Source organism: Conexibacter sp. W3-3-2 (assembly GCF_009707605.1).
Classification (GTDB): Bacteria; Actinomycetota; Thermoleophilia; order Solirubrobacterales; family Solirubrobacteraceae; genus Paraconexibacter; species Paraconexibacter algicola.
Window position 1 is genome coordinate 333276 of the sequence record NZ_WLYW01000001.1, and the last position, 20983, is coordinate 354258.

Genomic DNA, 20983 nt, shown 5'->3' on the forward strand with positions numbered 1-20983 from the left:
GAGCTCAGCGGACCGAGAACCGCCGCGAGGTGAACGTCGTGTTCCCGGTCGCGTCGGTGCCGCGGACGGTCATGACGTAGCGGCCGGGGGCCAGGACGGTCCGTCGCCCGGTGCGGAAGCTCCAGACCCCGAACGCGACGGCGGTGTCGAAGTACACCGGGCGCTTGCACGACCGACCGACGATCCCGCCACGCGCGGGGTCGAGGTAGCGGCAGGTCTTCTTCGTCGGCCGCGGGCCGGAGCCGAACCGCTGCGTCAGCCGCAGCGACAGCGCCACCGGGCCCGTGCCGGACGCGGTGTCCTGCGTCGTACCGGCGAAGCGCAGCAGCGCCCGGGTCCGGACCGCGCGGGCGCGGCCGCGGACGGTGCGGGTCACGGTCGCGAAGCGCACGAGCCGCCGGTCCGGGGTCGGCTGCGTGATCACGACCTTCGGGCCGACGCCGTCGCGCACGAGGGTGGACAGCGGACCGGACGTGCCGGTCGCCCCGCCCCGGTCGGTGACGGTGACCGTCGAGGCGTAGGTCTGCATGCCCGTGTACCGGTGCGTGACCGTGGGGGTCGTGGTGGTCTGGGTGACCCCGTCGCCGAAGTCCCAGCGGTAGCGGACGATCGCGTCGCCCAGCGGGCCGTCGGGATCGGTCGAGGTCGTCGCGTCGAACGTCACCTCGCGGTTCTGCCGCGGCGAGACCGGGGTGCGGGTGATCCGCGCGGACGGCGGCCGGTTGCGGAACTCGTCGGCACCGAGGTCGGGGGCCGGCCCGACGGTCCGCGGGTCCCCGTCGACGTCGGTCTCCGCGGCGGGTGCGCCACCGGGACCCTGGTCGATCACCGGGGCGTCGGCCCGCAGCCGCCCGCCGGCCAGCCCGTCGGGGGCGGTGGCGGGGAGGAGCAGCTGCGCGTCGGGCGTGAACCGCGTGCCGGTCAGCCGCGTGGTCGCCCGCCCGTTGCTGCCCGTCGCGGCGACGACGTCGGTGTCGCTGTCCGAGACGACGAGCGCGGCGCGGTTCGGTGCCGAGCCCAGCCCGCCGACGTTCGCGGTGACGCGCGCGGGCCCGTGCACGATCGAGCCGGTCGCCGCGACCGCGACGTCCCCGACACCGGTGCCGCCGCCGCTGAGGCCGTCCAGGAGCGAGACCGCGCCGTTGGCCGCCGCGTCGAGGACGATGCTGCGACCGGCCCGCGGGATCGTGACGCGGGAGAGCGTCACGGCCAGCGCCCCGGCGGTGCTCGGCCCACCGGTCGCGGCGCGGCTCGCGGCGAGCAGCCCGACGCCCTGGGCGCCGGCGGCCAGCACCGAGGAGCGCACCGTGACGACCTTGGCGGCCGCGTCGTCGGCGGCGGACACGAGCGCCAGCGCCGTCCCGGCGGACGTGGGGGAGGCGATCACGCTGCCGCCGACCACCGGACCGGACGCCCCGCCGCGCAGCTCGACCGCGGTGGCGGCGTTGGGGCCGCCGAGCACCCGGCTGTCGGTCAGCTGCACCGCCGCGCCGGCCTCGCCAAGCACGGTCGGGGCGGCGAACGACCCGGTGCGCGTCTCGCCGTCGAGCACCGCGAGGCGGCGCAGGACGACGCCGCTGCCCGGGCGGGCGAGCACGAGCGGCACCGACGCGGCGGTCGTCCCCTGGCGACGCACCGCCGCCCGGTCGACGACGGCGCCGGTCCCGGTGACCGCGATCGCCGTGACGCCGGCGCCGACCCCGAGGTCGAGCCCGTCGACCGTCGCGTTCGCGCCGATCGAGAGCGCGGTCGGAGCGCTGCCCCCGGTGACGGTGACGGTCCCGGGCGTCGCCTGCACGAGCACGCCGTCGGGCACCGCCAGGCCGCCCTCCCGGTAGGTGCCGGCGCGCACGGAGACCGTGTCCCCGGCGGTGGCGGCGGCCAGCGCGTCCCCGAGCGACCCGCACGTGCCGCCCGCGCACCCGGCGGGCGCGGCGGGGTCCACGGTCAGGATCTGGGCGGCGGTGGCGGTCGCGGGAACCGCGAGAGCCGCGGCGCCGGCGACGGCCACGGCGAGTCGAACGACAGGCGTCATCCGCGGCGACGATACCCCCGAAAGAGCCCCTGGCGACGGGTCCGGGACCGCTTTGGTCGGGCGGTCGAACCGTCGCACCGGAATGTCCTCCCGGCAGTCGAAGAACGGACGTGGATCCCGTCGCTAGCGTCGCCGTATCGTCCCCGCGGTCGACCAGCCGGTGTCGCGCACAGCCACGGGAGAGCCCGGGGTCGACGTCCCCGTGGGCACCCTCCGGGTCCTCGCGGCGACCGACCTCTTCGAGCCCGCCGTGGGCGGCCTGGAGCGCGCCGTCGCGACGCTCGGCGAAGCGCTCAGCGACCGCGGGCACGTCGTCCGCGTCGCGACCCTGAGCATCCCGGGCCTGCCGGGCCGCGACCGGTCGGGGGCGCTGGACGTGATCCGGCTCGCGGGCTGGCACGAGACGTTCGGCCCGCTCTACCAGGACCGTCACCGCCCGTTCCACCCGACGATCCCCGACCCGACCGTGGTGAAGGGGCTCGTCGCGCAGATCGACGAGTTCCGGCCCGACGTCCTGCACGCCCACGGCTGGATCCTGCACTCGGCGATCGCCGCGCGGCGGCTGCGGCCCGACGTGCGGCTCGTCGTGACGCTGCACGACTACTCGCTGACCTGCCCGAAGAAGAACAACACGCGCGCCGGCGCGAGCTGCGGCGTCGGTGGACCGGTGCGCTGCGTGACCTGCGCCACGGGCCAGTACGGGCTGCCACGTGCGGCCGCGCTCACCGCGGGACTGCGGACCGGCGGGCGGCGACTCGGGGACGTCGACGCGTTCGTGCCGATCAGCCGCGCCGTGCTCGAGGTGTCGCGCGCGGCCATCCCGGCGGGCGCGGTCGTCGAGCTGATCCCGTCCCCGGTGTCCGACCACGCGCTGGCGCCCGCCACCGGGCCGCGTCCCGCGTTCGTCCCCGACGGGCCGTACCTGATGTTCGCGGGGGAGGCGTCGACCCACAAGGGCATCGACGTCCTCGCCGAGGCGCACGCGCTGCTCGGCCACGAGCCACCGCTGCTGATCTGCGCGACCCGGCCGTCCGCCGCCGCCCCGTGGAACGCCCCCAACACGACGGTGGTCGTGCAGCGCGACCACCCCGAGATCGTCGCCGCGTGGCGGTCCTGCGCGGTCGCGGTCGTGCCGTCGGTCTGGCAGGAGCCGCTCGGCCTCTCGGCCCTGGAGGCGATGGCCTGCGGCGCCCCGACCGTCGGGACCCTCACCGGCGGGCTGCGGACCTCGATCCGCGACGAGGTCGACGGGCTCCTCGTCCCGCCGGCCGATCCGCGCGCGCTCGCCCGCGCGATCCGCCGGCTGCTCGACGACGAGCCGCTGGCCCGCCGCCTCGGCGAGTCCGCGCGGCAGCGGGCGCGCGGGTACGCCGCCGCCGACGTCGCCCGCGCGCACGAGGCGCTCTACCGCCGCCTGCTCGCCGATGGCTGACCTGTCGGTGCAGGTCGTGCGCACGCCGCTGGAGCTCGCGGCGCTCGCCCCGGCCTGGGCGACCCTGCACGCCCAGGGGTGCCCGAACCCGTTCGCGCACCCCGCGTGGCTGCTGCCGTGGGCCGCCCGCTGGGTCGCCCCCGGCGCGCTGCGGGTGCTCGCGGTCCGGCGCGGGGAGGAGCTCGTCGCCGTCGCGCCGCTGCACGAGGACCGCGGCCTGCGCGGCACCCGCGTCCTGCGGGCACTCGGCACCGGGCCGGAGTCCGCGCTCGTCGAGCTGCCGCAGATCGTCACCGGCCCAGACCCGCGGCGGGCGGTCCGGGCGGTCGTCGCGTGGGCGTGGGAGCGCGCGGACGCGCTCAGCTGGATCGAGCTGCCGCTCGCCCCCGACCAGGGCTGGGTCGAGCCCGCCTGGCTCGCGGGCGGACCGGACGGGCCGGGCACCGTGGTGCACAAGGCGGTGCGGGCGTGCGTCGTCGAGCCGCTCCCGGACACCGTGGAGGCGTGGCACGCGACGCGCAAGCGCAACCTGCGCGAGAGCCTGCGCCGGGCCCGCAACCGCCTCGGGCGCACCGGCCTGCCCTGGAGCGTCGAGGTCCACGAGGGCCCGGACGCGGTCGCGGCGCTCCCGACGCTGCTCGCGCTGCACGCCGCGCGCGCCGCGCTCCCCGGCAAGGTCCACCATCCCGGCCGCTTCGACGACCCGGCCGCCGCCGCGTTCCTGCGCGACGCGGTCGCCGGGCTCGCCGCCGCGGGCGCGGTCGAGCTCCACGTCCTGCGCGTCGGGGACGAGGCGGCGGCCGCCCGGCTCGTGCTGCGGGCCCCGGGCGCGATCTACCTCGCCTGGTCCGGGGTGGCGCCGCAGTGGTGGGAGCTCTCGGGCGTGACGCTGCTGACCGCGACGGCGATCGAGCGCGCGATCGCCCGCGGCGACCGGGTCGCGAACGTCGGGGCGGGCCCCGACACCGCGAAGCTGCGTTTCAGCGAGCGGCTCGAGGTCCACCACGAGTTCCTCATCGGCGGCACCGGCCGGGCGGCCCGCATGACCTTCGGCGCCTACCTCGGGGCGCGCGCGCTCGCCGACCTGCGGCGGGCCCGCGCCGCCGTGCGGACGGTGCCCGCGGCATGAGCGCCGTCGAGGTCGACCGGGCGACCTGGGACGCCGCGCTCGCCGCCCATCCCGCCGCCACGGCGTTCCACCGCCACGACGTCCTCGAGCTCGCCGCCGCCGCGCTCGGCGGGCGCTTCGCGGCGCTCGCGCTCCCCGACACCGACCCGCCGGTGCTGCTGCCGGTGCTGGAGCGCCGCCGCGGCCCCGTCAGCACCGTCGGCTGGGTGCCGTTCCCGTACCTCGGCCCGCTCGCCGCCGACGGGGACCTCCCGCGCGCGCTGCGCGCGCTCCTGACCGCCGCGCGCCGCCGCCGCGCCGTGCTCGTCCAGTGCGCCGTGCGCGACCCGGGCGCGGCCACGGCGCCCGCCCTGCGCGCCGCGGGGTTCACGCTCCACGACGACCGCACGCTCGAGGTGCCGATCGCGGGCCGGGATGCGGCCGCCTGCTGGGGTGCGCTGCGCGGCAACGGCCGGCGTGACGTCCGCGCCGCGCGCGACGCCGGGCTGACGGTGCGCGCCGCGACCCGCGAGGACGTCTGCACGCACCTGCCCGCGATGCTCGACGCGCTGCACGCCCGCGGCGGGGAGACCGGCTGGCCGGCGCGGCGGACCACCGCCCTGGCGTGGGAGCGGCTGGCCGCGAGCCCGCACGCGCGGATGACGACGGCGGTCGACGCGGACGGCACCCCGGTCGCCGTGACGATCGCGCTGCACCACGGCACCCGGACCCACCTGTGGCTCGGGGCGGCGCACCGTCGCGACGGGATCGACCCGCACGCGCTGCTCTACTGGGACGCCATCGAGGACGCGGCGGCGCGCGGGCTCGACGCGGTCGACCTCGTCGGCGCGCCGACCCCGGGGATCGTCGCGTACAAGCGCAAGTTCGGGGCGGTGGAGCGGCCGGTGCTCGTCGGCCGGCGCCAGCGGCTCCCCGGCTACGGGCGGCTGCAGCGCGGGCACGCTCGGCTCACGGCCCGCCGGGCGGCGGTGGCCTGAACGTGCGCGCGCTGAGCATGGCCCTGCGGGTCGGGCTCGTCGTCGGCGCGTGGGCGGGCCTGCGCTCCGCCGATCCCGCGGCCGCGGTGCTGCTGCTGTCCGGGCTCCTCGCGAGCCTGCTCGCCCGCCTGGCGCCGCCGCGGGAGGAGCTCCTGTTCACCGGCGGCCTCTGCGGGCTGCTCGCGCTCGCCGCTCTCGGGGTGCTGCCGGACCACCTCGGCGGCGACCTCGTCGTCCACGGCGTCGCCAGCGCGCTGCTCGCGCTCGTGCTGCTGCGCGGGCTGCTCCCGCGGACCCCGGCGCCGGTCGCCCGGCACGGCCTGCTCGCGCTGCTGCTCGTCGGCCTCGTGGGGGTCGCCTGGGAGGGCGCGGAGGCGCTGGCGGACGCGTGGCTGGGCACGCAGATGTCGCTGGGCGCGACGGACACGGCGTCCGATCTCGTCGCGGACCTGGTCGGGGCGGCCACCGTGATCCGGCTGCTGGCCGCGTCGCCCGCGCTCGGGGTGGCGGCGTGAGGACGGCCAACACGCTGCGCGACCGCTTCGAGCCGACCCACTCGTTCGTGCTCGGGCCGGTCCGGCTCGCCGCCTGGCTCGCGCGGCGGCGGGTGCCGCTGGTCCCGACGCTGCTGCAGATCCTCACCCGGGTCGTGTTCGGCGCGGACCTGCCCGCGGGGATCCGCTGGCCCCGCCAGCTCGTGCTGCTCCACAACGGCCTCGGGATGGCGATCCACGCCGACTGCCGCTTCGAGGGCCCGATCGTCATCGCGCCCGCCGCGATGCTCGGGCACCGCCTCGTCGAGCCGGACGGTCCACCGACGTTCGGTCCCGGCGTGCTCGTCGGCAACGGGGCGGCGGTCCTGGGACCGGTGCGGGTCGGGCGCCTGTGCGCGATCGGCGCCAAGGCGCTCGTCATCGACGACGTCCCCGACTTCCACATCGCCAGCGGCGTGCCCGCGACCGTCCGGCCGATGCGGCCCGACCAGGTCCGCAGCCTCGCCGCGCTCATGGGCCTCGACGCCCCCGACCTCCCGGAGGATCCCGATGCCTGACCCCGCCGCCGTGCTCACCGCGGGCCCGGTGCCCGCCTACCGGGACCCCCGCTTCTCCGTCGTCATCGCCGCCTACACCCTCGACCGCTGGGACGACCTGCAGCGGGCCGTCGCGTCGCTGCGCGCGCAGGAGCCGGCGCCGCACGAGATCATCGTCGCGGTGGACGGCAACCCCGAGCTGCTCGAGCGCGTGCGCGCGACCCTCCCCGACGTCATCGCCGTCGAGAACGACCGCCACGCCGGGGCGGGCGGGGCGCGCAACGCCGGATCGGCCGTCGCGACCGGCGAGGTCCTCGCGTTCATCGACGACGACGTCCACGTCGCGCCCGGCTGGCTCGCCGCCCTGCACGAGCTCTTCGCCGACCCGACCGTGCTCGGCGCGGGCGGGCCGATCCGCCCGGACTGGGCGACCGCGCGGCCCGCCTGGTTTCCGCCCGAGTTCGACTGGGTCGTCGGCTGCACGTTCCGCGGCTCGCCGCAGGAGGCGGCGACCGTCCGCAACCTCATCGCCGCGAACATGACGATGCGCCGCGACCGCTTCGAGCAGCTCGGCGGCTTCCGCACCGGCTTCGGCAAGGTCGGGACGCGCTCCGCCCCGGAGGAGACCGACCTGTGCATCCGCGCGGGACAGCGGTGGCCCGACGCGCAGTGGCGCTTCGAGCCGACCGCGGCCGTCTGGCACGCGGTGCCCGCCGGGCGCACCGAGCCCCGCTACTTCCTGCGCCGCTGCTGGCTGGAGGGGACCGGCAAGGCGGCGCTGGCCGCCCACGTCGGCAGCGACGCGGGCACGAGCACCGAGCGCGACTACGTCGCCCGCACGCTGCCGTCCGGGGTGCTCGGCGGCGTCGGCGAGGCGCTGCGGACCCGCACCGTCGCCCCGCTCGGCCGGTCGGCGATGATCGTGCTCGGGCTCGCCTTCACCGTCGCCGGCTACGTGATCGGCACCGCCCAGGAGCGATGGGCCGCGCGTTGATCCGTCGCAGCACGGTGGCGGTCGCCGGGACCGTCGCGCTCGCGCTCGCCGCCCCCGCCGCGGCGCCGGCCACGGTCGCCGGGGTGCTCGTGGAGCCCGCGCCCGAGCGGCTGCTGGCCCGGGACGCCGTCCGTGTCGCGCTGGTCGGTCTCTCCACGGGGCGGGTCCGCGTCGCGGTGCGGCTCACCGGTGCCGCGGGCGGCGCGACGCTGCGCTCGCGCGGGCGCGTCGTCGCCCGCCCGACGGGCACCGTGGTGCGGCTGCCGCTGGACGAGGCGGCCCGGGCGCTGCTGGCGGGCTGCGATCCGCTCGTGGCGACCCTGCGGCTGCGCACCACCCGGACCGTCCGCGAGACGGCCACGACGCTGCAGCGCGCCGGCGCCCCGTGCGCGACGCCGACCGTCGTGCGGTCCGCCCCGCCCGCCGCCGTCACGGCGGGCACCCCGGGGTCGCCACCTCCGGCGGTCTCGTCGACCTGCCCGCCGAGGTCGTCGACCGCGATCTCGCGCTCCTCTCGGCGACCGGGGTGCGGTGGCTGCGGATCGCGCTGGACTGGGAGCGGGTCGAGCCGACGCCGGGAGCGGTCGACTTCTCGCGCTTCGACCGCGTCGTCGACCTCGCCGCCGCGCGCGGCATCCGCACGCTGCTGGTGCCGACCTACGCGCCCGCCTGGGCGCGGCGGGTCCCGTCCGGCCCGGAGCCGCGCAGCGCCGCGGAGTTCGCGACGTTCGTCGGTCGGGCGGTCGCGCACTTCCGCACGCGCGGGGTGCGCGACTGGGAGATCTGGAACGAGCCGAACCTGCCGCGCTTCTGGGGGCCGCGGGTGTCGCCGCGCCGCTACGGCAGCCTGCTTCGGCCCTCGGCCGCGATCGTCCGCGCGGTCGATCCCGGTGCGCGGATCCTCAGCGGCGGACTGGCCCGGACGGTCGACTCGAGCGGCGGCCTGACCGCCCTGCGGTTCCTGCGCGGCGTGCTGCGCAGCGGCGGGCTCGGGGACGTCGACGCGGTCGCGGTCCACCCGTACACCTACCCGCTGCGCGCGAGCGTCCCGACAACCGACCGTCGCAACGCCTGGCCCGACCTCGGGCTGCGCCCCGACAGCGTGCGCGCCCAGCTGCGGGCGGCGGGCCGCGGGCGGCTGCCGATCTGGGTGACCGAGTTCGGCGCGCCGACGGGCGGGGTCGACGGCGTGACCGAGCAGGAGCAGGCCGCGATCCTCGCCGACGGGTACGCGCTCGCCCGCCGCTCGCGCCGGCTCGGCCCGGTGTTCTGGTACGCCAACCGCGACCTGTCCCCGATCCCGGGGGACCGCGAGCGGTCGTTCGGCCTCTTCCGCTTCGACTTCACGGCCAAGCCCGCGGTGGCGGCGTTCGCCGCCGCGGTGCGGCGCGAGACGCCCGCGCCGTGAGCTCGCCGCTCAGCGCGCGAGCGCGACCGGACGGGAGTTCCCGGCGGCCGGTCCGGCGACCGTGTCCGCGTAGATCTCCTCGAGCCGGTCGACGAACCGGGCGACGTGGTACCGCCGCGCCCGCACCGGGCCCGCCGCCGCGAGCCGGGCGCGCAGCGCGTCGTCGGCCAGCAGCCGCGCGAGCGCCGCGGCCAGCGCGACCGGGTCGCCGGGCGGGACGAGCAGGCCGGTGTGCTCGTCCACGACGATGTCGCGCAGGCCCCCCGGTGTCCGAGGCGACGAGCGGCACGCCGCTGGCCATCGCCTCGACCGCGACCTGCCCGAACGGCTCCGGCCACCGGCTCGGGATCACCCCGACCTGCGCGTGCCGCCACGCGGCCATCACCTCCGGGTGCGGGCGGGGACCCACCGCGTGCACCCGCGGCCCGAGCCGGTCGGGGCGCCCCGAGCCCAGCAGGACGAGCGGCGGCGCCGCCGCGCCCAGGCGTGCGTGCGCGTCGAGCAGCACGTCGACGCCCTTGAACGGCAGGACCGACCCGACGAACAGGACGTAGGGCCCGTCCAGCGGCGGGGCGACCGCCGGGTCGAGCGGGTCGAACACCGCGTCCGGGACGGTCGATCCGACCACCTCGATCGCGCGCAGGCCGCCCGGGACCACGGGAGCGATCGCCTGCCGGACGGTCTCCGACACCGCGAGCCACCGGTCGATCGCGGCCAGCCGTCGCCGGCCGCCGTGCACGCCGAGCGCCTTCGCGACCCCCACCGGGGCCGACGAGACCCGGGCGCTGCACGTCACGCACGCCGCCAGGCGTGGGCCGCCGCAGGGCACCCCGTCGCGCATCAGCGAGCGGTTCGCGCAGACCGGGAAGTAGTCGTGCACGCTGACGACGACCTTCGGCGGGTGCGCGAGCCCGCGGACGGCGGCCAGCAGCGAGTGGACCATCCAGCTGCGGGCGTGCACGACGTCCGGGCGGTCCCGGGCGATCAGCCGCCGCAGCGACCGGACCGTCAGCGGGTCGGGCAGCGGCGGGTGCTGCACGAACGGCATGTGGTCGCGGGAGAGGTCGCTGGGCAGGCGCGCCGCGAGCATCTCCAGCCGCTCGAGCCGCACGGGCCCGTCGGACGCCGCCAGCCCGTCGTGGTGGGTGACCGCGACCGTGACCGCGTGCCCGCGCGCGGCCAGCTCGTGTGAGACCGTCCGCGTGTGGCGCTCGAGGCCGCCGACGACCGGCGGGTAGGCCTCCTGGACGGCGAGGACGCGCAGCGGAGCGCTCACGTCTCGACCGCCGGCCGGGCCGGGACGAGCGCGGGCGCGAGCGCGCCGCGCCGGATCGCGCGGACGCCGAGCACGAGGCCGAGCAGCCGCCCGATCCCGAGGCCGATCGCCGCGCCGCCGACGCCCAGCGACGGCAGCAGCACCCAGGTGGCACCGACCCCGACGACGACCGAGGTCAGCGTCACGCTCGCCGCGTCGCGCAGCCGCTCGCGGACCCGCAGGACCGCGACGCTCATCGACTGCCCGGCGTCGGCGGCCGCGGTGAGGACCAGGAGCGCGAGCAGCGCGCGACTGTCCTCGCTGTAGGCGTCCCCGAAGACCCGCAGCACGAGCGGACCGGCGGCCACCAGCAGCACCGCGGTCGGGATCGCCAGCACGGTGAACTGGCGCACGGCGCGGCGCAGGTCGTCCTCGACGCGCTCGGGGTGGTGCGCGCCCTCCGCGAACAGCGCGTTGCTCAGCGACGGGGCGATGAGGAAGATCACCGTCGCGACCATCCAGGTCGCGTAGAAGTGCGCGTTCTCCTCGGCGCCGAGCTGCGCGGAGACGACCACGGGCAGCACGAACGGGGCGACCTGGCCGCCGACGTTGATGACGTGGTGCCCGGCCAGCAGCCCGCGCATCGCGGCGAGCTCCGGCCGCCAGCCGCGCAGCGTGGGGGAGAAGTCGCGCTCCAGCCGCGGCAGGGTCCGGGCCAGGCCCAGCACGCTGAAGACCGCGAACGCCCCGACCCAGGCGCCGAGCACCCAGCCGTTGCCGGCCGCCCCGACGAGCGGCACGGCGGCGAGCGCCGCGACGCGCAGCACCGCCATCCCGCCGTTGCGCCAGAACGCGGGAGCGGCGGTCCGCTCGGCGATGCACGCGTAGTCGAATAGGAACGACCACGCCGCCCCGGTCACGCCGAGCGGCAGCAGCACGAACAGCTCCAGCCCGGTGCCGCGGCGCACGTCCTCGACGATCAGCGGCAGCAGCAGCGCGGCGAGGAGCCCGGCGGCGAGGCTCGCCGCGGCGGTCGTCGCCAGGCCGACGCACACGGTCAGCGACCACTCCGCGCCCGGTGCGCGCGAGGCGAGCCGGGCGATGAACACGTGCCCGAAGCCGAGGTTCGTCAGCAGCCCGACGAGCAGCATCGTCGAGACGAGCGCCGCCCCGACCCCGACCTCGTCCGTGGCCATCGTGCGGGCCGCGACGATCCAGAAGACGAACCCCGCGAGCGCGGTGACGATGGTCGTCCCCATGATGTAGAGGGCGTTGCGCAGCAGCGGATCGGCGAGCGCCGCCCGGGCGCGCGCCACCGCCTCGGTCACCGGTCCCCGCAGGGCGCTCACCGGCGGCTCACCGGCAGCGACGGGCAGATCGACCGCGTGCCGCGCACGTAGAACGTCAGGACCGCGACGTGGTCGGTCCGGGCGCCGCGGCGCAGCGCGATCGCCATGCGGTTGAAGCACTCCCGGGACGTCGGCACCGGTCCGCTGACCGTGCCGCGCCACGTCTCGCCCGCCGGGACGGTGACCGTGCGCCGCTCCCAGCGCTGCGCCCCGCGCAGCGTCGGGACGATCGTGTACGACTGCGCGCGCGGCCCGTCGTTCTTCAGCTGCAGGTCGACGCGCAGCTGGTCCCCGACCGGCTCGACCGTGCGGTCCAGCTGCGCCCACGGCCCCGCGAGCCCGAAGCGGAAGTACGGGATCGGGTCGGGCTTGGGCAGCACCTGCAGGCACAGGGCGATCACCGCGATCGCGGCGGCGACGACGGCGGCGAACGTGCCGACCGAGCCGCGGTCCAGCGGGTCGCGCAGCACGTCGGGCCCAGGGGAGCGCAGGGAGCCGATCAGCGCGAGCACGATCACGACACCGCCGATCGAGCGGCCGAAGACCCCGGGGTCGAGCCGGTCGACGAGCGGGTCGACCACGATGACGGTCAGCGCGATGACCGCGAACGAGAGCATCGCGGCGAGGACCGCGCGCACGATCGGGTCGGGCCGCTGGTCGGCGCGCAGCGCCACGGTCAGCAGCGCGAGACCCGGGGCGAACACGGCGACGGGTGCGGCGAGCGCCCGCAGCGGCTGCGGCAGGTCGGCCGCGATGGCGAGGAACAGGCCGGCCGCGATCAGCAGCACGGACGTCAGCCGCAGCGCGGGCGCGGGGGCCGGCGTGGGCCGGGGCTCGGTCGCGACGCTCATCGCAGACCCGCCCGCTGCGCGTCGAGCGCCCCGAAGTCGAACCGGTAGAGGTTCAGGTTGTCCGACTGGCTCACCTTCAGCGTGAACGGCAGCCGCTCGTACTTGTCCAGGAACTCCGGGGACGGCGGCTCGGTCCGGATCTGCGCGAGCGGCTCGTCCGGCTCGAAGTACACGCCGATCCGCGGGGTGAACAGGCCCATCTGCCGGTCGACGACGAGGAACTTCCACTCCGAGCCCTTCAGCTGGTTGAGCAGCGCGTCGGTCGGGAACGGGTCGAAGTACATCTGCCAGACCGGGAAGCCCGCGGACGGCCGCGAGGTGGACTGGCGGCCGATCGTGCCGGTCAGCAGCGTCGTGTAGCGGTCGCCGACGACGCGGTTCCCCGGCCCGTAGGTGTCGTCGAGGTTGCGGGAGAAGTCGACGAGCTCGGGCGTGACCGAGCGCGTGTCCGACCCGTACACGTACGGTCCCGGGAAGCGGTAGGTCTCGTTGAGCCCGATGGCGGTGTTGCCGATCACGCTGGCGGTGAACGCGGCACCCAGCGCGGCACCGACGACCAGCGGCCGTGGCCGTCGCCGTCGGCCCGGCGGGCCCGGGGGGCGGCCGGGGCGGCGACGGTGACGGTCCCACAGGTGCACGACCGCCGGGGACACGAGCACGACCAGCCCGATGTAGCTCGTGGCCCAGCTGCGCCGCGCGCCCTCGTTGCCCGCCACCGACAGCAGCAGCGGGAACGACGGCAGGTACAGCAGCCCGAGGCCGACGAACGTCAGGTGCATGTCGTCCAGCCGCTCGCGCCGGCGACGGATCGCCTGCCAGACGAGCCACAGCCCGCCGAGGGTGGCGACGAGCGCGATCGGCGCGACGAGGAAGCCGAGCACGCGCTCGTAGGTCGGCAGCGTGCTCTGCGCGAACAGCTCCCGGCCTTCCTTGTTGCGGCTGGCGATGTCGAACAGCTGGCTGAAGCCCTGCGTGATCCGCGGCTCGAGGTACTGCTTGACCAGCGGGGCGCGGACGACACCCCAGAAGACGCACGCGCTGGTGGCCACGACGAACAGGGCGAAGGTCAGCCGCACCGGCGGCCATGCCGCGCGGCCCCGCAGCGCGCGGACCGCGCCGACCACGGTGACGCCGAGCAGCAGCATGCAGAGCACGTACGCGGTCAGGTGGTGGGTGACGACGAGCCCGCCGCCGATCGTGATCGCCAGGCCGCACCAGCCCAGGCACGCGCCCCGGTCCCCGAGCGAGCGGCGGGCGCGGTCCACGCACACCAGCGTCCAGAACAGCAGCGGCAGCGACAGGCTCTCGTAGGAGAACTGGGCGTCGAAGTACAGGTAGCTGGCGTTGACGGTGTAGAGGAACCCGGCGAGCGCCCCGATCCGCGAGGACCCGCTCACGCTCTCGGCCAGGAGGAACAGGCCGACGAGCCCGAACGCGTGCAGCAGCCCGATGAGCAGCGCGATCGTCGCGGGCTGCCCGATCCCGGAGACCTCCTGGAGCGTCGCGGTGATGCTGTGCAGGCCGGGGAAGGACTGGACGATCTGGATCAGCGGGTTGAGGTCGCCGAGGCGGCCGTTGTCGGTGATCAGCTGCACCTGCCGGGCGTGCGCGAACTCGTCGTGGAAGACGATCCCGCTGGTCTCCCGCAGGAACTTCGGGACGTAGAGGACGAGCCCCGTGGCGATGACGAGCAGGAGCCGCTCGTCGCGGCCGGGGGCGGGGGAGAGCAGCCGCGCGCCGACCGGCAGCAGGACCGACAGCATGCCGAGCCAGAAGACCGAGTAGTGCAGCTGGTCGTCCGCCGGGCTCGTCGCCGCGATCGAGTACGACCAGGCCATGAGCGCGGGGGCGACCACGAAGCTCGCCCAGGTCAGGCGGCGCGGCCAGCGGCGCGCCTCGCCGCCGTCCTGCTCGGGGATCGGGGGATCGTCGGCTGGTCGACGGTCAGGGCCATTCAGGCGTCGTCCTCGGAGTCGATGAGTCGGTCGACCGTCGCCCAGAAGGTGCGCCGGGCGACGGGGTCGGTCTGGATCGGGCCGGTGTGCTCGGAGATCCGCGGATCGGTGATCACGCGCAGCCGGCCGGTCGGCCCGGCGGCGCGCACGAGCGTCCGCGCGACGGTCCGCGTCTCGGGGCTGTCGTCGGCGCCGGCGAGCGCCAGCAGCGGCGTGCCGGGCGCGAGTCGCCGGCCGGCGGGCGCGGGCAGCCGCACGCTGCCCTCGTCGGTGAGCAGCGGCCGCACGGTGCGGCTGGGGTAGGCGGCGACGACCCCGGCGGCCCGTGGCAGGGTGAGCGGGCCGGCGCTCGCGGCGATGTCCGCGGCGAGCGCGCCGCCCGCGCCGTAGCCGAGGTAGAAGGCGCGGCGCGGGCTGACCCCGAGGAGCTCGAGCGCGTTGCGGATGCCGGTGGCGGCCTGCGGCAGCGCCCGCGACGGCCGGTCGCCCTGACCGGTCTGGTAGAGCGGGAACACGACGGTCCGGCCGGCGGCGACGAGGTGCGCGATCCACGGGCCGTGGGTCGTCGGGTCGGTCGCGCCCCAGTCGTGCACGAACACGACGGGCGGACCGGTCGGACGCCCCGCCCCGGGACGGGTGAAGACCCAGGCGTTGCCGTCGAGCGGACCGACGAGCCGCGCGCGCAGCGGCACGACCGGCCCGTAGCCGAGGGCGACGTCGATCGTGCGGTCGTCGGACACGGTCGGGCCCGACGGGCCGTCGTCGCCACCGCACGCGGCGAGCGTCAGCGCGGCCAGCACGGCGCAGAGCGCGGCTTGACCGGTCCGCTTGAATCCGTGCCCATGCGCCGCATCCTGCAGATGGTGACCCTCCGCCACGTGGCTGGCCTGCTGCGCTGGGCGGGCTGGTGGGTGCGCAATCCGCGTCAGCGCTGGCCGCTGTTCTGGATCGACCACGGGGCGCTCATCCAGATCGGCCCGCACGGCCGGCTGGAGATCGGTCGCGGCGTCGTCATCCACCCCGACGTGACGCTGCACGTCCACGGGCACCTGCGCCTGGCGGACAACGTGATCCTCGGCCGCGGCGTCTACCTCGACGCCAGCGAGCGCATCGAGGTCGGGGAGGCGTCGGGCCTGGCCGAGTGGGCGTCCGTGCACGATGGTCAGCACCGGGCGGGCCTGGACGACACCCCGTTCCTGCAGCGGCCGTGGGACAGCGCGCCCGTGGTCATCGGACGCAACGTGTGGGTCGGCGCGAAGGCGACGATCCAGGCGGGCGTGACGATCGGCGACCACAGCGTCGTCGGCTCCAACGCGGTCGTGACCCGGGACGTGCCGGCGGCCACGATCGTCGCCGGCGTGCCCGCCAAGCCGATCGGCGAGGTGACGGCCGAGACCCAGCTGGGCCGCGCGACCCGGGCGAGCGGGGACGGTCACGGCGCGAGCGCCCGGTAGGCGGTCCCGGCGGGCTTCAGGCGCCCGTCGGCGTGCAGCAGGCCGAACGCGGACTCCACCGACGAGGCCGCGATGTCGGTGCGGTCCCGCAGCGCGTACCAGAACGCCGGACCGGCCCAGGCGCGCCCGCGCAGGGCCGCGTACAGGTCGGTGACGAGCTGCGCCTGCCGGGCCTCGCCGACGCCGTCGGGTGATCCGGTGGCCGCGCCCGACCCGCGGTCCGGTGCCCCGTACTCGGTGATCCACAGCGGCTTGGACTCCTGGTCGGCGAGCCGCAGCAGCGCGAGGATCCCGTCGAGCGGCCGCTCGATCAGCCGCCAGGCGTTGCGGGTGCTGTCGTCGGGGTCCAGCGGCGAGAACGGGAACGTGTACGGGTGCAGGCCGATCGCGTCGGTCTGCGGCACCACGCCGCTGACGAGCATCTGCTCGAGGAACACGTTGGCGGGCAGGCTCGTCGAGTCGAAGTCGACGCGGGCCAGGCCGCCGCTGATCACGACCGCGCGCGGCTGGACCGCGTGGATCGTGATCGAGGTCAGGCGCAGCAGCCGCGCGTAGGAGGCCGGGTCGACCGCGGGGGCCCAGAAGAGCGCGAAGTTGGGCTCGTTCCAGACCTCCCAGTGGCGCACGCCGTAGGGGGCGTAGCGGGCGACCGTGCGCGCGGCGAACGCGGCGAACCGCACCGGGTCGCGCGGGTAGCTCGTGCCCTCGGGGGAGGCCCAGCGCGGGGCGGCGGTGAGGAGGCCCAGCGTGCCGATCCGGCGGGCGGTGGTCCCGCGGACGGCGGCGTCGAGCGCCGTCCAGCGGCGCACGCCGGAGCGCGCCTCGACCTTCGGCCAGTCCATCGGCACGCGCAGGAACCCGGCGCCGAGCGACCGCACCGCGTTGAGGTCGGCGGCCATCCGGGCCGGGGACTCCTGCAGGAAGGTCGCCGGGACGGCGATGCCCTTCGTCGTCGCGGACGGCCGGGCCGGGACCGTGAGCCGGGGCGGGCGGTCCGGGCAGCGTGCCGCGTCGCGCAGCAGCGTGACGCGGTCCACGGCCACCGGCGTGCGGCGGGTGGTGAACGCGGCGACCGTGACCGTGGTGGGACGACAGGTCGCCACGGCGCGGACCGCGGCGGGCGGCAGTGCGACGCCGGACGGGTGGCCGCCGGCCGCGGCGGGGATGGCGGTCCGCGTCGCGACCCAGCTGCGGGTCCCCTGGCGGACGGTGACGCGCACGCCGACGAGCGCGCCGCGCTCGGCGATGTAGACGAACCGGACCGCGCGGCCGGCCACGAGGTCGCGCATGCTCGTCGTCGCGACGACGATCTCGGCGTGCGCGGACGGGAACGCGACCATGCGCGTGGGGACGGCGGCCGTCACGGGCGCGGGAACGCAGAGCGGCGCCAGCGCCACCGCGCAGGCGGCGAGGAGGGACCGGCGGGCGATCACGAGGCGCGCACGCGGGACGGGGATGCGAGCTCCTCGCGATAGATCGACACGACGCGCTGCACCGCGTCGGTCCAGGTCGGGACGGGCTGCGGTGCGGTCACCCGCTCCAGTCCGGCGCTCGCCTCGATGACGCGCGCCAGCGCGGGGACGTCGGGGCGGGCGGGGACGAGCACGACGGTCCCGGGCAGCAGGCGGTCGAGCATCTCGCGGTGCGCGGGGATGTCGGAGGCGACGATCCGCGCCCCGGCACCGGCGGCCTCGTAGGCGGCGATGTTGAACGCCTCGTTGGTGGACAGCGTCACGTACACCGCCGCCGCCCGCTGCCAGCGCTGCAGCTCCTCGACCGGCAGGATCCCGGTGAGCAGGACGCGCTCCTGGACCCCGAGCCGGGCGGCGAGCTCGCGCAGCGTCGCGAGGTGCGGGCCGTCCCCGGTGACGACGACGCGGTAGTCGTCCCCGAGCTCCGCGGCGGCGGCGACGAGGTGGTCGACGCCCTTGTAGGCCTCGAGCCGGCCGCTGCACAGCACGACGGTCTCGCGGCTGGTCATCGGCGGGGTGAACGCGGACGGCGGATCGACGCCGTTGGGGACGACGTGGATCTTCGAGCCGGTGCTCGGGAAGTGCCGGCGCACGCGCGCGGCCTCCGCCTCGGAGACGCAGAGGATCGCGTCGGCGCGCCGCATGATCCCGTGCCCCGCCGGCCGGTACACGCGGTGCAGGTAGCGGCGCACGAGCGAGTGCCCGGTGCCGTGGTAGTGCGGCGTGAAGACCGTGACCGGACCGCGGATCCGCGACGCGGCGAGCGCCGGGAGGGCGTGGTACCCGTGGCTGTGGACGATCCCGAAGTCGCGGCCGTGCGCGCGCAGCCAGGCGTGCAGGTCGCGCGAGTACCGGTAGGCCGGGCGGGCGACGGTCAGCGGGAAGCGGTGGACGGTCACCCCGTCGAGGTGCTCCACGCGCGGCTCCTCGTCCCCGGGGTTCCCGAACGTCGCGACGACGACCTCGCAGCTCGTGCCGGTGACGATCCCGCGGGCGAGCTGGGCGACGTGGTGCTCGATGCCGCCGAGGTCCGGCGGGTAGCCGGGGGTGACCAGCAGGATCCGCTCGGACAGGTCGGTGGCGACCGTCCGGTCGAGCTCGACGGTGGCGTCCAGGGCAGGCCTCACGCGGCAACGGCCTCGGCCGGGACCCGCTGCCGTTCGCGGAAGATCGTGCCGAGCACCCGGAACCCGTCGCGGACCGCGCGCAGGTTGCTCGACCCGTGCAGGCGCCCGAACTCGAAGCTCGGCACCTCGACGACGTTCAGGCCCGCGCGCTGGATGCGGATGTTGATCAGCGTCTCGACCTCGAAGCCGTCGCAGTCGACGTCGAGCGCGGGCAGGCACCGCGTCCAGAACGCGTTGTAGCCGTAGCAGAGGTCCGTGTACCGGGTGCCGTGCACGCGGTTGGTGAGCCCGGAGAGCGCGAGGTTCCCCGCCCGACGGATCGGGGTGATGTCGATCGAGCCGCCCCCGTGCGCGAACCGCGTGCCCTTCGCGAAGTCCGCGCCGTACAGCAGCGCCTCGACGAACCGGGGGATCTCCGCCCCGTCGGCGGAGCCGTCGGCGTCGAGCATCACGATGATGTCCCCGGTGGCCGCCGCGAACCCGGCGGCGAGCGCGGCCCCCTTGCCACGGCGCTGCTCGTCGACCACGACGACGTCGGGACGCAGACGGCGCGCGACCTCGACGGTGCCGTCGGTGGAGTGCCCGTCGACGAGAATCACCTCGTGCACCTTCGGCAGGCGCGACAGGACGTGCGGCAGGTTCTCCGCCTCGTTGAGGGTCGGGATGATCACGCTGACGCGGACGGGGTCCTCGATCGTGGTCCGGCCGGTGATGGATGGACGCAGGCGCGGCTGACCGCCCACGTCCGTGGTGCGTGTGCTGCTGATCATGGAGTGCCCTCCGGGCAGATCTCGGTCGCTGATGCCCCGGCTGGAACGGTCTGGACACGCCGGGCACGACGATTGAAGCGCGCTATGACGGGGATCTCCCGGCCTGCCTGCACAGACCCGGGTGGCCCCGCGGTCGAACATCCGTCCGCGTCCCGTCCGACGTGCGGTCCACCCGGGGGCCGCCGGGGCGGCCGGGCGGGCCGGTACCGTGACGCCCGCGGGCCGGTAGCTCAATGGTCAGAGCAGCGGACTCATAATCCGTCAGATCCTGGTTCGAGTCCAGGCCGGCCTACTGGTGAAGGACCGCTGACGCGCAGGCAGAACGCTTCCGGGCCGGATACCCTCTGACCGATGCGACGCGCGTTTCCCGAGACGCTCTAGCCCTCACCGCCGTGGTGGGGGCGGGGCCCACCCGAGGAGCGCCCCGTGCGCCGCACCCGCCACCGCCGCCGGTTTCACACCGACCGCATCGTCGCGGCACGTCGTGCCCGGTACCTGCGCGTCGTGGGCTGCCGCCCCGACCGCCTCGACCCCGCGATTCGTCGTCGCCTGAGCCACGGGGCGCTGGCGAATGCGAGCCCGTGGGACTGCGGGACCGCCGCATGCGGGATCTGCCGCGACCCCACGACCGCCGGCCAGCGCCGTCGGCGCGCCGAGCGCAGCTGGCGCGACGACTGGGGCATGGAGCGCGGTGAGCGGATCCTCGGCGTGGCTCTGGACGCCCACCGCCGCCGGCCGTCAGCCAGACCGTGGGAAATGGTCCGCGTCGAACGGACGCTCGCCCACGCTGCAGTGATAGCAGCGCTCGACCACGCCATCCGCGTTGTAGAACTCGTGCGCACCGCAGTCGCTCCGCCCCTTCGGCAGCACGCCAAGATTCACCAAGAACCAGGGCAGTCGACGACGGGCCGCGGTGCGCCAGCGATATCGACCGCGTGCCATCGATCGATTCTGGCACCAGCGAGCCCGCAGCATCAAGACGGTGTGCGACAGCCTCGCGTGAACGCGCTAGCGAGAGATGACCAACGTCGACCCACAGGCTGCCCGCCTGACGGACCGCGAGGACTGACGCTTGCGTGGCCGCGCATCGCCCGGAACCATTGCGAGCATGCGGACGTGGTTGGCCAGGGCTGGCGATGTGTTCCTCGCACCACGAGCTCACGTCATCAAGAGCACCTATCTCGTGCTGTGGGCGATCAGCGCTCTCCTGGCGATCGGCGCGATCGTTCTGTACCTGGTTCAGCCGATGGACTGGACATGGTGGGCGAGTGGCGTACTGCTCGTCCCCGCCGGGTGGCTGCTTGCCGACCTCACGCCGGACTCCGACGACGACCTCGGGAGCAACGACACGGGTCCGGTCGGGCCACCCTGACGAATTCGGGTTGTCCAGTCTGGTGCAGCGCGTGTTTCCGCTCCTGGGGCACGGCCCGATCCTTCCCGGGCTTCTCGCGATCGCGATGGGGCTGATGAACCACTACAGCGACCTCGAAGCCGAAGCGATTCGCCGGTGGCACGCGCGGGAGCGCGAGTTGCCAGACCGGAACGGTTTCGGTGGTGCGCGCGCTCTCGCGGTCGAGCACGCCCGCGATGTGACGCCCGGATCGCGAGGGTCGGTCAGGACGTCAGCGGAGCCACGCGTGGACCTCGGTCCTCTGCGCGCCAGCTCATCGTTCTGGTGAGCTCGTGCGCACTCGAGCGTCCGGGCCGAGCGGCGCGGTGCGGTCCGGCTGAACCGCGCCACACTA

At 76.0% G+C, this 20983-nt stretch carries 19 protein-coding genes, 1 tRNA gene and 1 pseudogene; 11 read left to right on the plus strand and 10 right to left on the minus strand.

Going from position 1 to position 20983, the window contains the following annotated elements; translation table 11 throughout:
* Positions 1-4 precede the first annotated feature (4 nt).
* On the minus strand, positions 5-2035 hold the full coding sequence (locus GKE82_RS01645; protein ID WP_154732126.1) for a PKD domain-containing protein: 2031 nt from the start codon (positions 2033-2035) through the stop codon (positions 5-7).
* Between the two features lie 202 nt (positions 2036-2237).
* On the opposite strand from GKE82_RS01645, the gene GKE82_RS01650 reads away from it, so the two are divergent.
* The 7 genes from GKE82_RS01650 (at position 2238) to GKE82_RS01680 (ending at position 9005) form a co-directional block, all read left to right on the plus strand.
* Entirely contained in the window at positions 2238-3467 is a 1230-nt protein-coding gene (locus tag GKE82_RS01650) for a glycosyltransferase family 4 protein (RefSeq protein WP_154732127.1), read from the plus strand.
* The gene (locus GKE82_RS01655) at positions 3460-4596 is read left to right on the plus strand and encodes a GNAT family N-acetyltransferase (protein ID WP_154732128.1); all 1137 of its coding nucleotides are present in this window, start codon (positions 3460-3462) and stop codon (positions 4594-4596) included. Before GKE82_RS01650 ends, GKE82_RS01655 begins: the two co-directional genes overlap by 8 nt.
* Complete coding sequence (locus GKE82_RS01660; RefSeq protein ID WP_154732129.1) at positions 4593-5573, plus strand: GNAT family N-acetyltransferase; 981 nt, start codon at positions 4593-4595, stop codon at positions 5571-5573. Before GKE82_RS01655 ends, GKE82_RS01660 begins: the two co-directional genes overlap by 4 nt.
* A 17-nt stretch (positions 5574-5590) precedes the next feature.
* Positions 5591-6088 (plus strand): hypothetical protein, encoded by a 498-nt coding sequence (locus tag GKE82_RS01665; RefSeq protein ID WP_230316071.1) that lies wholly within the window; start codon positions 5591-5593, stop codon positions 6086-6088.
* Entirely contained in the window at positions 6085-6624 is a 540-nt protein-coding gene (locus GKE82_RS30500) for a serine acetyltransferase (protein ID WP_154732131.1), read from the plus strand. The genes GKE82_RS01665 and GKE82_RS30500 overlap by 4 nt, the downstream gene beginning before the upstream one ends.
* Entirely contained in the window at positions 6617-7597 is a 981-nt protein-coding gene (locus tag GKE82_RS01675) for a glycosyltransferase family 2 protein (protein WP_154732132.1), read from the plus strand. Before GKE82_RS30500 ends, GKE82_RS01675 begins: the two co-directional genes overlap by 8 nt.
* Positions 7598-7982: 385 nt before the next feature.
* Positions 7983-9005, plus strand: a complete 1023-nt coding sequence (locus GKE82_RS01680) for a cellulase family glycosylhydrolase (protein WP_196189015.1) — start codon at positions 7983-7985, stop codon at positions 9003-9005.
* A gap of 9 nt (positions 9006-9014) precedes the next feature.
* Here the strand turns inward: GKE82_RS01680 and GKE82_RS31165 are convergent, their stop codons facing one another.
* From GKE82_RS31165 to GKE82_RS01715, 6 genes and pseudogenes are all read right to left on the minus strand, one after another.
* A complete protein-coding gene (locus GKE82_RS31165) occupies positions 9015-9248 on the minus strand; it encodes a hypothetical protein (protein WP_375337032.1) in 234 nt (77 codons plus the stop codon).
* A gap of 19 nt (positions 9249-9267) precedes the next feature.
* Positions 9268-10281, minus strand: a pseudogene (locus GKE82_RS26750) (glycosyltransferase family 4 protein); the annotation flags it as partial.
* The gene (locus GKE82_RS01700) at positions 10278-11609 is read right to left on the minus strand and encodes a lipopolysaccharide biosynthesis protein (RefSeq protein WP_154732136.1); all 1332 of its coding nucleotides are present in this window, start codon (positions 11607-11609) and stop codon (positions 10278-10280) included. The pseudogene GKE82_RS26750 and the gene GKE82_RS01700, both read right to left, overlap by 4 nt.
* Positions 11606-12460 (minus strand): hypothetical protein, encoded by an 855-nt coding sequence (locus GKE82_RS01705; RefSeq protein ID WP_107570914.1) that lies wholly within the window; start codon positions 12458-12460, stop codon positions 11606-11608. Before GKE82_RS01705 ends, GKE82_RS01700 begins: the two co-directional genes overlap by 4 nt.
* Complete coding sequence (locus tag GKE82_RS01710) at positions 12457-14316, minus strand: DUF6541 family protein (protein WP_154732137.1); 1860 nt, start codon at positions 14314-14316, stop codon at positions 12457-12459. The genes GKE82_RS01705 and GKE82_RS01710 overlap by 4 nt, the downstream gene beginning before the upstream one ends.
* Before the next feature lie 98 nt (positions 14317-14414).
* The gene (locus tag GKE82_RS01715) at positions 14415-15215 is read right to left on the minus strand and encodes a hypothetical protein (RefSeq protein ID WP_154732138.1); all 801 of its coding nucleotides are present in this window, start codon (positions 15213-15215) and stop codon (positions 14415-14417) included.
* A gap of 42 nt (positions 15216-15257) precedes the next feature.
* On the opposite strand from GKE82_RS01715, the gene GKE82_RS30335 reads away from it, so the two are divergent.
* Entirely contained in the window at positions 15258-15869 is a 612-nt protein-coding gene (locus tag GKE82_RS30335) for a DapH/DapD/GlmU-related protein (protein WP_154732139.1), read from the plus strand.
* Here the strand turns inward: GKE82_RS30335 and GKE82_RS01725 are convergent.
* Genes GKE82_RS01725 through GKE82_RS01735 form a run of 3 tightly spaced genes read right to left on the minus strand, consistent with a single transcriptional unit; the run spans position 15848 to position 19238 of the window.
* On the minus strand, positions 15848-17302 hold the full coding sequence (locus tag GKE82_RS01725; RefSeq protein ID WP_154732140.1) for a hypothetical protein: 1455 nt from the start codon (positions 17300-17302) through the stop codon (positions 15848-15850). The genes GKE82_RS30335 and GKE82_RS01725 overlap by 22 nt on opposite strands.
* The gene (locus GKE82_RS01730; protein ID WP_154732141.1) at positions 17299-18468 is read right to left on the minus strand and encodes a glycosyltransferase family 4 protein; all 1170 of its coding nucleotides are present in this window, start codon (positions 18466-18468) and stop codon (positions 17299-17301) included. The genes GKE82_RS01725 and GKE82_RS01730 overlap by 4 nt, the downstream gene beginning before the upstream one ends.
* Complete coding sequence (locus GKE82_RS01735) at positions 18465-19238, minus strand: glycosyltransferase family 2 protein (RefSeq protein WP_154732142.1); 774 nt, start codon at positions 19236-19238, stop codon at positions 18465-18467. Before GKE82_RS01735 ends, GKE82_RS01730 begins: the two co-directional genes overlap by 4 nt.
* Before the next feature lie 219 nt (positions 19239-19457).
* On the opposite strand from GKE82_RS01735, the gene GKE82_RS01740 reads away from it, so the two are divergent.
* From GKE82_RS01740 to GKE82_RS01750, 3 genes are all read left to right on the plus strand, one after another.
* Positions 19458-19530, plus strand: a tRNA-Ile gene (locus GKE82_RS01740).
* A gap of 816 nt (positions 19531-20346) precedes the next feature.
* The gene (locus GKE82_RS01745) at positions 20347-20610 is read left to right on the plus strand and encodes a hypothetical protein (protein ID WP_154732143.1); all 264 of its coding nucleotides are present in this window, start codon (positions 20347-20349) and stop codon (positions 20608-20610) included.
* A gap of 10 nt (positions 20611-20620) precedes the next feature.
* Entirely contained in the window at positions 20621-20917 is a 297-nt protein-coding gene (locus GKE82_RS01750; RefSeq protein WP_154732144.1) for a hypothetical protein, read from the plus strand.
* The last annotated feature ends 66 nt before the right edge of the window (positions 20918-20983 follow it).

Excerpts from the sequence above, each read along its gene's own strand:
- GKE82_RS01660 (WP_154732129.1), top strand. The coding sequence starts at position 4,593 with ATGAGCGCCGTCGAGGTCGACCGGGCGACCTGGGACGCCGCGCTCGCC.
- GKE82_RS01705 (WP_107570914.1), bottom strand. The coding sequence starts at position 12,460 with ATGAGCGTCGCGACCGAGCCCCGGCCCACGCCGGCCCCCGCGCCCGCG.
- GKE82_RS01645 (WP_154732126.1), bottom strand. The coding sequence starts at position 2,035 with ATGACGCCTGTCGTTCGACTCGCCGTGGCCGTCGCCGGCGCCGCGGCT.
- GKE82_RS01655 (WP_154732128.1), top strand. The coding sequence starts at position 3,460 with ATGGCTGACCTGTCGGTGCAGGTCGTGCGCACGCCGCTGGAGCTCGCG.
- GKE82_RS01675 (WP_154732132.1), top strand. The coding sequence starts at position 6,617 with ATGCCTGACCCCGCCGCCGTGCTCACCGCGGGCCCGGTGCCCGCCTAC.
- GKE82_RS01735 (WP_154732142.1), bottom strand. The coding sequence starts at position 19,238 with ATGATCAGCAGCACACGCACCACGGACGTGGGCGGTCAGCCGCGCCTG.
- GKE82_RS30335 (WP_154732139.1), top strand. The coding sequence starts at position 15,258 with ATGCGCCGCATCCTGCAGATGGTGACCCTCCGCCACGTGGCTGGCCTG.
- GKE82_RS01665 (WP_230316071.1), top strand. The coding sequence starts at position 5,591 with ATGGCCCTGCGGGTCGGGCTCGTCGTCGGCGCGTGGGCGGGCCTGCGC.
- GKE82_RS01745 (WP_154732143.1), top strand. The coding sequence starts at position 20,347 with ATGCGGACGTGGTTGGCCAGGGCTGGCGATGTGTTCCTCGCACCACGA.